Raw genomic sequence first — 13,743 nt, 5'->3', positions numbered from 1 at the left:
ATTAAAATTCCGCAAGTTCACGCATTGCTTTTTCAACTTTATCTGGATTTACCATAAAGAATTTTTCCATTGTTGGTGCATATGGCATTGCTGGAACGTCTGGACCTGCAAGACGTGCGATTGGCGCATCTAAATCAAATAGACAGTTTTCAGCGATAATTGCTGCCACTTCACTCATAATGCTTCCTTCTTTATTGTCTTCTGTTACAAGAAGAACTTTACCTGTTTTAGAAGCTGCTTCAATGATTGCTTCTTTATCTAATGGATATACAGTACGTAAATCAAGAATGTGTGCAGAGATGCCATCTTGTGCTAACTTTTCAGCCGCTTGAAGAGCAAAATGAACACATAATCCGTACGTGATAACTGTAATATCATCACCTTCACGTTTTACATCTGCTTTTCCGATTGGTAATACGTAGTCATCCTCCGGTACTTCACCTTTAATTAAACGATATGCACGTTTATGTTCAAAGAATAATACTGGATCTTCATCACGAATGGCTGCTTTTAATAAGCCTTTTGCATCATATGGTGTAGAAGGGATAACGATTTTTAAACCTGGTTGGTTTGCAAACATCGCTTCTACAGATTGTGAATGATACAATGCACCGTGAACACCCCCGCCAAATGGTGCACGGATTGTAACTGGACAAGTCCAATCATTATTAGAACGATAACGAATTTTTGCTGCCTCAGAAACAATTTGGTTTACTGCTGGCATGATGAAATCAGCAAACTGCATTTCAGCGATTGGACGCATACCATACATTGCTGCACCAATTGCTACCCCAGCAATTGCAGATTCTGCAAGCGGTGCATCAAGCGCACGATCTTCACCAAATTGATCATACAAACCGTGTGTCGCTTTAAACACGCCACCTTTTTTACCAACATCTTCTCCTAAAACGAATACTTTCTCATCGCGTTCCATTTCTTCGCGCATTGCTAATGTAATAGCATCAATATAAGACATTACAGCCATGAAACGTTCCCCCCTATTCTGCGTATACGTGCTTCAATGCATCTTCAGGTGCTGCATACGGAGCATTTTCTGCATATTCTGTTGCTTCATTTACGATATGCATAATTTCGTCTAACATTTGTTTTTCGGATTCCTCAGTTAACACACCAGCTTCTTTTAAATAAGCTGCGAATGTTATAATTGAATCTTTTTTCTTTGCTTCTTCTACTTCTTCTTTATCACGATAAACACGATCATCATCGTCACTAGAATGTGCTGTTAAACGATATGATACTGTTTCAATTAAAGTTGGTCCTTCACCACGACGACCGCGATCTGCTGCTTCTTTTACAGCTTTATATACTGCAAGTGGATCGTTTCCGTCTATTGTATATCCAGGCATACCGTAACCAATCGCACGATCTGATACGTTTTTACATGCTAATTGTTTTTCAACTGGAATAGAGATTGCATATTTGTTATTTTCACACATAAAAATAACAGGTAGTTTGTGTACACCAGCAAAGTTTGCTCCTTCATGGAAGTCACCTTGGTTTGAAGAACCTTCTCCAAATGTAACGAACGTTACTAAATCTTTCTTCTCCATTTTTCCAGCTAGTGCAATACCAACTGCATGTGGTACTTGTGTTGTTACTGGAGATGAACCTGTAACAATACGATTTTTCTTTTGACCGAAGTGACCAGGCATTTGACGACCACCAGAGTTTGGATCTCCAGCTTTCGCAAAAGCAGACAACATAAGCTCTTTAGCTGTCATACCAAATGCTAGTACAACACCCATATCACGGTAGTATGGTAATGCATAATCTTTCTCTCTATCAAGAGCGAACGCCGCTCCAACTTGTGCAGCCTCTTGTCCTTGACAAGAAATTACGAATGGAATTTTACCAGCGCGGTTTAATAACCACATACGTTCGTCAATTTTACGTGCAAGTAACATCGTACGGAACATTTCTAATACTTGCTCATCACTTAAGCCAAGCTCTTCATGGCGCTTTTCTTTTACTTCTGCCATTTTTCATAACCTCCTAAATCCACATTTTTATGCGTGTAACGCTCTTCCATCTACAGCAAGTGCTGCTTCACCAATCGCCTCAGATAATGATGGATGCGGATGAATTGTATGTGCTACTTCCCAAGGTGTTGCATCAAGTACTCTTGCAAGACCCGCTTCAGAAATCATATCTGTTACATGTGGTCCAATCATATGAACACCAAGAATGTCATTTGTCTCTTCATCAACTACAAGTTTTACGAAACCATCTGATTCTCCGTATACAAGTGCTTTTCCGATTGCGCGGAATGAGAACTTACCTACTTTTAACTTATAGCCTTTTTCTTTCGCTTCTTGTTCTGTTAAACCGACAGAAGCAACTTCTGGACTGCTATATACGCATTTTGATACCATAGAGTAATCAATTGGTGTAACTTCTTTCCCTGCAATATGTTCTACTGCAGCAATTCCTTCATGAGAAGCAACGTGAGCAAGTTGCAGGCCACCGATTACATCTCCAATTGCGTAAATATGCGATTCTTTCGTTTGATAAAACTCATTTGTTTGAATGTATCCTTTTTCCACAACGATATCTGTGTTCTCTAAGCCAATATTTTGCGTATTCGCTTGTCTTCCTACAGATACAAGCATTTTTTCTGCTTTAAATTCTTTATTTTCACCGTTGTGTTCAGCTTGGATTGTTACTCCATTATCTTTTACCAATGTTTCTGGTAATACTTTTGCACCAGTTACCACTTTAATACCTTTTTTCTTAAATAGACGTTGCATTTCTTTTGAAACGTCTTGATCTTCTAGTGGTAATATTGTTTTTGCATACTCTAATACTGTAACTTCTACACCGAAGTCAGCAAGCATAGATGCCCACTCAATACCGATTACACCGCCACCAACGATAATAATCGAACTAGGAAGCGTTTCCATTTTTAGGGCATGATCTGAAGACATTACGTACTCTCCGTCTAATTCTAAACCTGGTAATGAATTTGGACGAGAACCTGTTGCAATAAGTACATTTTTTGGAATTAACATTTCATTCTCTTCTCCACTTGCAAGTTCAACTGAAATTGTCCCTGGCATCGGAGAGAAAATAGATGGGCCAAGAATACGGCCAATACCTTCAAACACATCAATTTTACCTTGTTTCATTAAGTGTTGAACGCCTTTATGAAGCTGCGTTACAATCTTCTCTTTACGCTCTTGTACTTTCGCAAAGTTTAGTTCTACATTGCTTGCAATAACTCCGAACTCTTCGCTTTTTTTAGCAGTTGCATATACTTCCGCACTACGTAAAAGAGCTTTACTAGGGATACATCCTTTGTGTAAACAAGTACCACCAAGATTTTCTTTTTCGACTAGTGCAGTTTTTAACCCTAGTTGTGATGCACGAATTGCAGCAACATATCCACCAGTACCGCCGCCAACGATGACTAAATCATATTCTTTTGCCATTATCTCAACCCCTAGCTACCGTTTCTTTTTCACGTACAACGTATTCTTTTGGAGCTTCTTCTTCACGTAATACACGAAGTGCTCCTTCTGCTAACGCTTCTAACTCATCTTCGCCTGGATGTACGATAACATCTGCAATCCAGTCCACTCGCTCTTTTATTTCATCGACAAGAATTTTACTGTATGCCAGTCCACCAGTTAATACGATTGCATCGATTTTCCCGTGAAGTACAGCGCTAGCTCCGCCAATCTCTTTTGCAACTTGATATGCCATTGCTTTATAAATAAGAGTTGCTTCAGGATCACCTTTTTCAACCATTTTCTCTACTTTAATCGCATCATTTGTACCGATTAAACTTACAAGTCCACCTTGTCCGACAAGCTTTTTAATCATTTCATCTCGGTAATACTCACCAGAGAAACACATTTCTACTAGTTGCCCTACTGGCACTGTACCAGCACGCTCTGGACTAAATGGTCCTTCTCCGTTTAAACCGTTATTCACATCGATTACTCTTCCTTTTTTATGAGCACCAACTGTAATACCACCGCCCATATGTGTAACTAATAAATTTAAATCCTCATATTTGTGGTTTAACTGTTCGGCTACTTTACGAGCAACTGCTTTTTGATTTAATGCATGGAAGATACTTTTACGTTCCATACCAGCAATACCACTTATACGAGCAACTGGCTCCATCTCATCTACAACGACAGGATCCACAATAAATGCAGGAATGTTTAATCCAGAAGCAATTTCATATGCTAAAATGCCTCCAAGGTTTGAAGCGTGATGACCGCTAAACCCATTTTTTAAATCTTCTAACATCGCATCGTTTACTGTATACGTACCGCCTTCGATTGGACGAAGTAATCCACCACGTCCACAAACAGCGTTTAATTTTGAAATGTTAATACCATGAGAATGTAGAACTTCTAAAATCGTTTCTTTTCGAAACTCATATTGGTCGATAATTCGCTTGTATTTCCCAATCTGTTCTACGTCATGACGAATCGTTTCTTCTAAAACGGGTCTTTCATTATCAAAAACACCAATTTTTGTGGATGTACTACCTGGGTTAATAACAAGAATTCGATTTACAGACAATGTTGCTACCTCCACTAATAAATTCAAAAGGAAGTGGAAACCTCATAAGAGGTAACCACGCCTTTTGTAAAAGTTATATATGAATGATTAGCGACGGCTAATAATATCGTGACCGTTGCGTAAGTAAGTGCTACGAGAATTTTTCAAGCTTGCAATGCGCTCTTCAGCTAGACGATCTGCCGCTACATAAGTTGCTATGCCATCGCGTTTTGAAATTTCGATTACTTTTGCAATTGTGTCATAAATAGACTCAACACGTTTTAGTGCACGTTCTCTATTGTATCCATATAATTCGTCTGCTACGTTAATTACGCCACCTGCATTAATTACATAATCTGGTGCGTATACAATACCCATTTCATGAATGATGTCACCGTGACGATTTTCTTTTAATTGGTTATTTGCAGAACCTGCGATTACTTTTGCTTTAAGTTGTGGAATAGTTTCATCATTAACTGTTGCGCCTAATGCACATGGTGCGTAAATATCGCATTCAACACCGTAAATTTCATTTGGTTCAACTGCTGATGCACCGAATTCTTCTACAGCACGTTGTACAGCTTCTTTATTAATATCTGTAACGATTAATTTTGCTCCTTCAGCGTGTAAATGTTTGCATAGGTGATATGCTACGTTACCAACGCCTTGAACAGCAATTACTTTTCCTTCTAAATTGTCAGTACCGAAAGCTTCTTTTGCAGCTGCTTTCATACCACGGTAAACACCGTATGCAGTTACTGGAGATGGGTTACCAGAAGAACCGAATGATGGTGAGATACCTGTTACAAAGTCAGTTTCTTCATGGATAATATCCATATCATCTACTGTTGTACCAACATCTTCAGCTGTAATGTAACGTCCGTTTAGTCCTTGGATATAACGTCCTAGTGCACGGAACATTGCTTCGCTCTTATCTTTACGAGGATCACCGATAATTACTGTTTTCGCACCACCTAAGTTTAAACCAGCTGCTGCGTTTTTGTATGTCATCCCTTTTGCAAGACGCAATGCATCTTCAATCGCCGCTTCTTCAGAATCATATGTCCACATTCTTGTTCCACCAAGAGCCGGTCCAAGTGTTGTATCATGAATTGCAATAATTGCTTTTAAACCAGATTCTTTATCTTGACAAAATACTACTTGCTCATAATCATATTTTTCTAAGTATTCGAAGATTTCTAATGTCATTGTCGTTTCCCCCTAATGTTTTACCCTTTTTGGTTTATTTTGAAGCAGTCGCAACTGCCAATGCTAATGAATATACTTTTGTTTCTGCTGAATCAGCACGAGATGTTAAAACAATCGGTGCTTTTGCGCCAGCAATCATTGCTCCTACTTTTGCATCCGCAAAGTATACGAGTGATTTATATAGCACATTTCCAGCTTCAATCGTTGGGACGAGTAAAATATCTGCCTTACCTGCTACATCACTTACTATGCCTTTATGTTCTGCTGCAATTTGTGATACTGCATTATCTAAAGCAAGTGGTCCATCAACGATACAATCTTTAATTTGTCCGCGGCGATTCATTTGTGTTAACATCGCTGCATCAATTGTCGCCTGCATCGCTGGATTCACAACTTCTACTGCTGCGATTGGTGCCACTTTGGGCAAGTCGATTCCTATTGCCTGGGCAACTTCTACAGTATTTTGTATAATAGCAGCTTTTTGTGTTACGTCAGGTGCGATGTTCATCGCTGCATCCGTAACGAAAATAAGACGGTCGTAATTTTGAACTTCAAATGCTGCTACATGTGAAAGTACGCTACCTTTACGTAGGCCCCACTCTTTGTTTAACACAGCCTTCAAAATATTCGCTGTTGGGATGTTCCCCTTCATAAGCACATCTGCTTCACCATTTCTCACAGCTTTAACAGAAAGTTCTGCAGCTTCAGCACTAGACATTGCTGCAATCACTTCAACATGTTCTGAAGTTTGTAAACCATGTTCTTGTAGCATCCCCATTATTTTTTCTTGATTTCCATATAGACGAAATTGAGCTAGCTGTAATTTAATTGCTTTCGCTACAGCTTCAATTACTTCATGATCTTCAGCTACTGCTACAGCCACAGTTTTTTTAGGCTTTCCTGCTGCTTGATCAATTAAGTATTCTAACTTCATATTTTGTAATCAACCCTTTCCGTCGTCCCTCGTCTATTTATAAAGCAAATACCGTGCCAACTTTTAAAAGTGGTCTTACCAATAATGAAAACGCATTCAAAATGCAGTAAAATCAATACTTTGGAAAATAACGAAAGATTCTGTCTCATTTTGTCGCTTTTTGTATACCATGCAATAAATTGCACGGTACGCAATTTATTGCATGCTATTTTTTGCATGGTCATACTTTTCTAGCTTGTAATATAAATTTCGAACGGAAATTCCTAACGCTTTTGCAGTTTGTGTTTTATTCCCATCAAATCTCTCCAAATATTCATAAATAATATTCCCTTCAAACTCTGTCACTAAATGTTCAAGTGGCTTTTCTTCTAATTCAGGTAATAAATGAGATTGCTTTGACTCCACCTGCTCTTCGTTATGTAATGGCGGTAAATGGTGTACATCAATATAGGTCTCGTTATAATTCATAAAGATAATAGCTCTCCCCAAAATATTTTCAAGTTCCCTCACATTTCCTGGCCATTCGTATGATTGTAAATATAAAACGGCTGAATCAGTGAGCCCTTCTACATTACGACCGTAATCTTGATTAATTTTTTGAATCAATCTGTCCGCAATTGTCGGTATATCTCCTTTACGTTGACGAAGAGATGGAATTTGAATTGGAATTTTATTTAATCGATAATATAAATCCTCCCTAAACTTCCCTTCTAGAATAGCCTTTTCTAAATTCACATGTGTCGCTGCAATTACTCGAACATTAATAGGTATCGCTTTCGTTCCACCAACTTTTACAATTTCTTTTTCCTGCAATACACGAAGGAGTTTCGCTTGTGTATTTGCAGACAACTCCCCTATTTCATCTAAAAAAATACTACCGTTATTCGCCTCCTCAAAGAACCCACGTTTCCCGCCTCTTTTCGCTCCAGAAAACGCCCCTTCCTCATAACCAAATAATTCACTTTCTAACAACGTCTCCGAAATGGCCGCACAGTTTACACGGACGAACTTATTGTATTTTCGATTACTTCCATTATGGATTGCATGTGCAAACAATTCTTTACCAGTCCCAGATTCCCCGCGTAACAGTACTGTTGCTGGTGTATTCGCTCCTAGCTTCGCCTGTTCGATAGCTGCCGTTGTTTCATCTGAATTTCCGACAATATCATCAAATGAATATTTCGCTTCTAATGTACGAATAATTTGCCTTGCTCTATTCAATTCATTTGTTAATTTTTGAATTTCCGACACGTCACGGATAACGCCGACGCTTCCTTTCAATATTCCATCCACAATAACTGGTGCTACGTTTACAATTACATCTCGCTTTTTTTGCCCAATCTTCATATGTATTCCGCGCACCGCACGACGCGTTCGAAGTACTTTCATATGCATACTTTCGCCTTCTACAATATCAGTTGTAGCAGGCTTCCCAATAATATCTTCTTCTGTTAAACCCGTTAATTTCGTATATGCTGGGTTAATGACTAAACCTCTTCCTTTTTCATCCACAACCGAAATCGCTTCTTCAGATGAGTTAATAATTGCCTCTAATAGTGTTTGAATTTCTTTTAAGTCTGTAACTTCTTCCGCAAGATCTACAACTTCTGTTATATCTTTAAAAATTGCAAATGCCCCTTGTACCTCTCCTCCTTCTTTTAATATTGGAATACGCGTTGTAATAATTTTCTTTCCATTCTCTAATGTCAGTTCATAATTTACTTCTATTTGTTTCGTACGTATAATGCGAAGTAATTTACTAGTTGGAATGACTTCTAAAATATACTTTCCTATCGCCTCTTCTTTTTTATATCCGATAATACGCTCTGCACTTTTATTAAAAAGACGAACTTGTCCCTCTCGATCAATTACAATCATGCCGTCATGTGTAGAATTTAAAATTAATTCTCCTTGTTGCGTCTGTTCCTCTAACCGCCCAATTAGCTCTTCCTTCTCATGCGCTAATCCTGTAACAATTTTTGCGATATCACCTGGTATAAGAAGAGTGTCTTTTTTCTTTTTTTCTAATAAAACTTTATGTACATCATCTTCACCTGTCATATCAAATATTACATCGATATGCATAGAAAGAAATGGAGTTACACTTTCTCCAATTGCAATCCCGTATTCCTTAGCAATTTGTAGTCCTTTTGCCAACGGATTTATATCAATAATCCCTATAATTTGAAATATATTCGAACTTTGTAACAGATTCAGCAGCGCGCTCCCGCCTTCACCTGCACCAACAATTAATACTTTTTGTTTCATATATTACACTTCCTCTCGAAGTAACTCTGCAAATTTTTTCACACCCTTATCTTACTCGTTCAGCACCCTCTTGACAAACCCCCTTTCCGTATAACATCATTAAAATATACGAAATAATCTGAAAAGGAGCGTTATGTATGCAGCGTTACGTTGCTCTACTATTAGCACTCATCCCTATTTCATTAGCTGTGTTTGGTATAAAGTTAATGAGAGATACTGTATTCGGGATTCTATTTCCACCAATTTCTATACTGTGGTTACAATTTTTAATCGGCGCTCTCTGCTTCGCGCTCGGGTTTTATATCTTTGGTGGCTTCGTCTTGCACCGAGATCGCAAACGAAATAAAGTACAAGCTCGCTTTAGAAGATAGGAATACCCCACTATTTATAAATAAAAAAATGAGACCGTTACACGCGGTCTCATTTTTTTATTGGCAATAACGTTCTTGCCGTTTCAGGGTAATCAGTAATAATCGCCGATATATTCATATCAAAATATTTGCGCATAAGCGTTTCTTCATTAATTGTATAAGGGCGAACTTCTACACCACTTTCCATCGTTAGTTCGGCAATAGCATCTTGAAGATAACGATAATTCGGATGTACTGCTGTAGCCCCCATTTTTTTCGCGTATGCCCACGGACTATGCAAACCTTCGCGATATAAAATTGCTGTTTGAATATCAGGAGCCATCATATGGCACCGTTTCATACTGTAGTGATTAAACGAAGAAAATATAACACGATCCTCTAGACTAAATTTCCGTACAAGCGTTATAACTTCTTCCTCTAAACCTCTGTATGGAATTTTATTATTTTTAAGTTCAATATTAAGTAGCAAACTCGTTTGTTCAAGCCATTCTAATACCTCTTCTAAAAGTGGTATTTTACAAAAACCTACTTTATCACCAAATTTATAACTTGCATCTAACTTGCATAAGTCCTCAGATACATAATTCCGAACCGCACCTTTTCCATTTGTTGTCCGGTCCACCGTTTCATCGTGAATGACGACAACTTTTCCATCTTTCGTTAATTGAACATCAAGTTCAATTCCATCCGCTCTAAAAGACTCAGCTGCTTCAAATGAAATCATTGTATTTTCTGGGTACGTTCCAGCCGCACCACGATGTGCAAATATAAGAGTCATCCTCACTCCCCCAATCTTATGCTATACTATACGAAAAAGGAGGTACTTCTATGAGACCATTACAAATCTCTCCAGATACTGCAGTCCGCTTATCAAAAGCACTAGGTGTTCCACTTGAACAACTCATGCATATGCCGCAGCACATTTTAATTCAAAAACTAGTTGAATTAGAAAAACAAAATAAAGACGAAGAATAATACAGTCCTGTTTTTTGCAGGACTTTTTATTATTTTCTATTATATCACGGATGCCTTTCCTACTAAAATCCTTTAACAGATGTACTACGATGTGATTTAGCCGTTCCTTCATCATTTAATAATGAATCACATCTTTTCTTTTTTGTTACACGTCATAAAGAAAGCAGACCATTTATTTATAAGTCCCCATTGCGTCCTAAAAACACGATCATAAAAAACTAGAAGCCCTTTATATTGTTTTTTATTGAACGTGCGGAGCATCCCCTGATTCGTATAGTTCTTTCGCTTTTTCCTCCCCGAATGTAGTTAAAATATAATGTTGCTCTTCTAACGCATCCATTGCTCTAGTTGCTTTACAAACGCTATCTTCTTGAGCATCTGAGAAATAATTGTGATCTTCTACAATTTTACTAAAATCTTTTTTCGCCCATCTATCAGCAATTGCTAAAAGTTCATTTTTCTTCGCAAAGCTACTCTTATTTATAATTTCTTTTAATTTTTTAGTATTACTTTGAATCATTGGGGTAGAGCCCGATTTTCGTTCTGCCACCACTTTTTGATGAGTCATGCGATGCATCACTGTAATGACTTCGCTTTCAGTAGAATTTTCAGTAACATACACATCAACAAAGACCCCATCTACCTCTCTACCTACTATTGTTTGGTCTTCTTTTTTATCTATTTGAGCACTCACTTCTTTATCTACGGGATTATCTGCAAGTTCTAACATTCCAAATGTAACTGCAATAGCAAGAACTCCCATAGCTGCTACTATTCCTAGCCAAGTTGAAATTTTATTTTCCATTCCCCTTCTCCCTATCTATATCTATTTTATTGCCTTATAAAAAACTCAATTACATGTAATATTACTAAAAATAGGTTTTATTTTCCATGCTATCAAATAATCTCTTTTTCTCAACAAAATAAAAAGACCAACGAATTATAACATTCATTGGTCTTTAAATAAAAAGTTCATTGGCTTTAAATTTGATATCGAGTATCAATTTCAAGAATTATTAAGCTTTACTAAAGCTTAAATCCCTTACTACTTTTACTCTCAACTAGCTTTATGTTCAAGTCTCAGCTTATCCGCAACCATTGCGATAAACTCAGAATTCGTAGGTTTTGCTTTTGACATGGATACTGTATAACCGAATAAGGACGAAATAGAATCAATATTCCCACGGCTCCAAGCTACTTCAATTGCGTGACGAATTGCGCGCTCCACACGGCTTGCTGTTGTATTATATTTCTTTGCGATATCTGGATACAATACTTTCGTAATCGATCCTAATAATTCAATATCATTGTATACCATGGAGATTGCTTCTCGTAAATACATATATCCTTTAATATGAGCGGGTACACCAATTTCATGAATGATACTCGTAATACTCGCATCTAAGTTTTTCGGTTTTCCATCTACTGTTGTGGCTGATCGGAATGATGGTAGTGGACGCTTAATCATAGTGTTTGCTTTACCACTCACTTGACGAATATGACTCGTTAAATTCTCCATATCAAATGGTTTTAATATGAAATATGAGGCACCTAAGTCAACTGCTTTTTTCGTCACATCTTCTTGGCCAAATGCTGTCAACATAATTACGCTAGGCTGTTTTAACCTTTCAATATGTCGCATTTTCTCCAATACAGCTAAACCATCTAAGTGTGGCATAATAATGTCTAAAACGAGTACATCAGGTTGCTTATCTGTTAATAAGTTTAAACACTCTTGACCATTATAAGCAGTACCGATTACTTCCATATCATCTTGAGCGGCTACATAGCTCTCTAACATTGATACTAGTTCTTTATTATCATCCACAAGACATACTTTAATTTTCTCCACAGCTTTTCCTCCCTTACCGAATCGATTCTCCGACATGTGTATCCTTCTAGGCTACATGAATTGTTCGACAATTGTGTGAAAATTCCCTTTTAAAGTTTCTTACTTTCCGATAAAATCACAAAAAAATATGTTTATCGTTCATTTATTCCCTTTCGCAACACATTCCATCATAGAAATACAACGAAACGTTCAACCCTTTCCTTTTATTTTACAACAAAAAACACCTCTTGCGGAGCTTTTACAAAATTTCAACGAATTTTTCAACAGAAAAAGCGAGCTAATAATATATATTAGCTCGCTTTTTTCTCTTGATCATAAATATTAATTCCAGCTTGATGTAACATCCATTCAATATGAACACCATATCCTGATGTTGGATCATTTACAAATACATGTGTAACAGCACCAATTACTTTTCCATTTTGTACAATTGGACTTCCGCTCATTCCTTGTACGATACCGCCCGTTTTCTCTAATAGACGTTTATCTGTTACTTTTATTACCATACCCTTTGTAGCTGGGAATTTTTGCTGCACTGTACTAACAACTTCAATATCAAACGCTTCTACTTTATCTTGATCAATAACTGTTAATATTTTTGCCGGTCCTTCTTTTACTTGATGAGATAATGCGATAGGCATTGCTTTATCCATTATACCGTTTTTCATATTCGTATTTAATTTTCCAAAAATACCATATGGACTATTAATTGTAATATTGCCAATCACTTCACGGTCTGGTGAGAATCTTGCTAATTTCTCCCCTGGATTCCCATGACTACCTCTTTCAATTGATGTAACTGTCGAGCGCATAATTTGTCCATCTTCGACTTGAATCGGCTTTTTCGTATCATTATCAGAAATAACATGACCAAGTGCCCCATATTTCATAGAATCTGGATGAACAAATGTCATCGTTCCAATTCCAGCTGCCGAATCACGGATATACAAGCCAATTCGATAAGACGATTCACCGTTGTCTTTTTGTGGAGTTAGCTTCGTACGAATATATTTTCCATCTCTTAACAATACAAGATTAAGCGGTTCACCTGTTTCTCCACTATTATGAATAAACGGTGCTACATCACTCATTCTTTCAATTGTTTTACCATTAATTTCAGTAATCATATCTCCAATTTGTACACCTGCTGTTTCACCAGGAGATATTTTACCTTTTTCAGTTTGAATTAAATGATGGCCTACAACAAGTACACCTTTTGTATTTAATTTCACACCAATTGATTGTCCACCTGGAATCACTTTAAAATCTTTTAACACTTTCACATTTACTTTTTTCACTGGAAAACCAGCAAGCTGAAATACCATATCAGCTTCACCATTTTGATGAGAATTTACCATAAGTCCTTGTTTTTGTTCATTCGAACTCACTGTAAATACATGACGATTTGTGGATGAAGCTTTGAAAACTGGTAATGATGATATTTCTGATTGTTGCCCTTCAAAAACAACAAGTTGTTTCGGTGATGAAATAAACGTTCGAAGCGGTTTAAAACATCCAATAAAAACTAAAGAAACAAGGAGACAAAGACCTATTATTTTTCGAAATTTTTCTAATTTCAACTTGTTCACTCTCCTCGC

Annotated in this window: 13 protein-coding genes; 2 read left to right on the top strand and 11 right to left on the bottom strand. The window is 37.3% G+C overall.

The features are described 5' to 3' along the window. Nucleotide 1: 1 nt before the first annotated feature. The 7 genes from bfmBAB to ACTFR8_RS11855 all read right to left on the bottom strand — a co-directional run bounded on the left by bfmBAB (nucleotide 2) and on the right by ACTFR8_RS11855 (nucleotide 8,947). Nucleotides 2-985 carry a 3-methyl-2-oxobutanoate dehydrogenase subunit beta gene (gene bfmBAB, locus ACTFR8_RS11885; protein ID WP_000290071.1) on the bottom strand — a complete coding sequence of 328 codons (984 nt, stop codon included), beginning with the start codon at nucleotides 983-985 and terminating at the stop codon, nucleotides 2-4. A 13-nt stretch (nucleotides 986-998) separates the two neighbouring features. Continuing rightward, nucleotides 999-2,000, bottom strand: coding sequence for a 3-methyl-2-oxobutanoate dehydrogenase subunit alpha (gene bfmBAA / locus ACTFR8_RS11880; protein WP_000852551.1), 1,002 nt, complete (start codon nucleotides 1,998-2,000; stop codon nucleotides 999-1,001). Between the two features lie 27 nt (nucleotides 2,001-2,027). Next, nucleotides 2,028-3,449 carry a dihydrolipoyl dehydrogenase gene (lpdA, locus tag ACTFR8_RS11875; protein ID WP_001051289.1) on the bottom strand — a complete coding sequence of 474 codons (1,422 nt, stop codon included), beginning with the start codon at nucleotides 3,447-3,449 and terminating at the stop codon, nucleotides 2,028-2,030. Nucleotides 3,450-3,453: 4 nt separating this feature from the next. Further along, nucleotides 3,454-4,557 (bottom strand): butyrate kinase, encoded by a 1,104-nt coding sequence (gene buk, locus ACTFR8_RS11870; RefSeq protein WP_000115780.1) that lies wholly within the window; start codon nucleotides 4,555-4,557, stop codon nucleotides 3,454-3,456. A gap of 87 nt (nucleotides 4,558-4,644) precedes the next feature. Beyond that, nucleotides 4,645-5,745 (bottom strand): leucine dehydrogenase, encoded by a 1,101-nt coding sequence (locus ACTFR8_RS11865; RefSeq protein WP_000171357.1) that lies wholly within the window; start codon nucleotides 5,743-5,745, stop codon nucleotides 4,645-4,647. Nucleotides 5,746-5,779: 34 nt separating this feature from the next. Then, the gene (gene yqiS / locus ACTFR8_RS11860) at nucleotides 5,780-6,679 is read right to left on the bottom strand and encodes a phosphate butyryltransferase (RefSeq protein ID WP_000764670.1); all 900 of its coding nucleotides are present in this window, start codon (nucleotides 6,677-6,679) and stop codon (nucleotides 5,780-5,782) included. Between the two features lie 195 nt (nucleotides 6,680-6,874). Beyond that, a complete protein-coding gene (locus ACTFR8_RS11855) occupies nucleotides 6,875-8,947 on the bottom strand; it encodes a sigma-54 interaction domain-containing protein (protein WP_016118618.1) in 2,073 nt (690 codons plus the stop codon). Between the two features lie 137 nt (nucleotides 8,948-9,084). Here ACTFR8_RS11855 and ACTFR8_RS11850 point away from each other — a divergent pair, with 137 nt between their 5' ends. Continuing rightward, nucleotides 9,085-9,318, top strand: coding sequence for a DUF2627 domain-containing protein (locus tag ACTFR8_RS11850; RefSeq protein WP_001190210.1), 234 nt, complete (start codon nucleotides 9,085-9,087; stop codon nucleotides 9,316-9,318). Nucleotides 9,319-9,367: 49 nt separating this feature from the next. Here the strand turns inward: ACTFR8_RS11850 and ACTFR8_RS11845 are convergent, their stop codons facing one another. Beyond that, complete coding sequence (locus ACTFR8_RS11845; RefSeq protein ID WP_100619271.1) at nucleotides 9,368-10,096, bottom strand: glycerophosphodiester phosphodiesterase; 729 nt, start codon at nucleotides 10,094-10,096, stop codon at nucleotides 9,368-9,370. Between the two features lie 50 nt (nucleotides 10,097-10,146). Between ACTFR8_RS11845 and ACTFR8_RS11840 the strand changes: the two genes are divergently transcribed. Next, nucleotides 10,147-10,293, top strand: a complete 147-nt coding sequence (locus ACTFR8_RS11840) for a YycC family protein (protein WP_001247671.1) — start codon at nucleotides 10,147-10,149, stop codon at nucleotides 10,291-10,293. 241 nt (nucleotides 10,294-10,534) lie between these two features. Here ACTFR8_RS11840 and ACTFR8_RS11835 read toward each other — a convergent pair whose 3' ends face one another. From ACTFR8_RS11835 to spoIVB, 3 genes are all read right to left on the bottom strand, one after another. Then, entirely contained in the window at nucleotides 10,535-11,098 is a 564-nt protein-coding gene (locus tag ACTFR8_RS11835) for a PRK06770 family protein (protein WP_030027994.1), read from the bottom strand. 252 nt (nucleotides 11,099-11,350) lie between these two features. Further along, complete coding sequence (gene spo0A, locus ACTFR8_RS11830; protein WP_021727703.1) at nucleotides 11,351-12,145, bottom strand: sporulation transcription factor Spo0A; 795 nt, start codon at nucleotides 12,143-12,145, stop codon at nucleotides 11,351-11,353. A 290-nt stretch (nucleotides 12,146-12,435) separates the two neighbouring features. Continuing rightward, the gene (gene spoIVB, locus ACTFR8_RS11825; RefSeq protein WP_002098091.1) at nucleotides 12,436-13,734 is read right to left on the bottom strand and encodes a SpoIVB peptidase; all 1,299 of its coding nucleotides are present in this window, start codon (nucleotides 13,732-13,734) and stop codon (nucleotides 12,436-12,438) included. Nucleotides 13,735-13,743 lie beyond the last annotated feature (9 nt).

It is taken from the genome of Bacillus cereus group sp. MYBK15-3 (genome assembly GCF_051916765.1).
Lineage (GTDB): Bacteria > Bacillota > Bacilli > Bacillales > Bacillaceae_G > Bacillus_A > Bacillus_A cereus.
Note: the sequence above shows the minus strand (reverse complement) of the source record. Positions and strands in the feature narration are given on the sequence as shown.

What these genes read in the sequence shown, in the direction of transcription:
- bfmBAB (WP_000290071.1), bottom strand. Translation starts at nt 985, where the DNA reads ATGGCTGTAATGTCTTATATTGATGCTATTACATTAGCAATGCGCGAA.
- bfmBAA (WP_000852551.1), bottom strand. Translation starts at nt 2,000, where the DNA reads ATGGCAGAAGTAAAAGAAAAGCGCCATGAAGAGCTTGGCTTAAGTGAT.
- lpdA (WP_001051289.1), bottom strand. Translation starts at nt 3,449, where the DNA reads ATGGCAAAAGAATATGATTTAGTCATCGTTGGCGGCGGTACTGGTGGA.
- ACTFR8_RS11865 (WP_000171357.1), bottom strand. Translation starts at nt 5,745, where the DNA reads ATGACATTAGAAATCTTCGAATACTTAGAAAAATATGATTATGAGCAA.
- yqiS (WP_000764670.1), bottom strand. Translation starts at nt 6,679, where the DNA reads ATGAAGTTAGAATACTTAATTGATCAAGCAGCAGGAAAGCCTAAAAAA.
- ACTFR8_RS11855 (WP_016118618.1), bottom strand. Translation starts at nt 8,947, where the DNA reads ATGAAACAAAAAGTATTAATTGTTGGTGCAGGTGAAGGCGGGAGCGCG.
- ACTFR8_RS11850 (WP_001190210.1), top strand. Translation starts at nt 9,085, where the DNA reads ATGCAGCGTTACGTTGCTCTACTATTAGCACTCATCCCTATTTCATTA.
- ACTFR8_RS11845 (WP_100619271.1), bottom strand. Translation starts at nt 10,096, where the DNA reads ATGACTCTTATATTTGCACATCGTGGTGCGGCTGGAACGTACCCAGAA.
- ACTFR8_RS11840 (WP_001247671.1), top strand. Translation starts at nt 10,147, where the DNA reads ATGAGACCATTACAAATCTCTCCAGATACTGCAGTCCGCTTATCAAAA.
- ACTFR8_RS11835 (WP_030027994.1), bottom strand. Translation starts at nt 11,098, where the DNA reads ATGGAAAATAAAATTTCAACTTGGCTAGGAATAGTAGCAGCTATGGGA.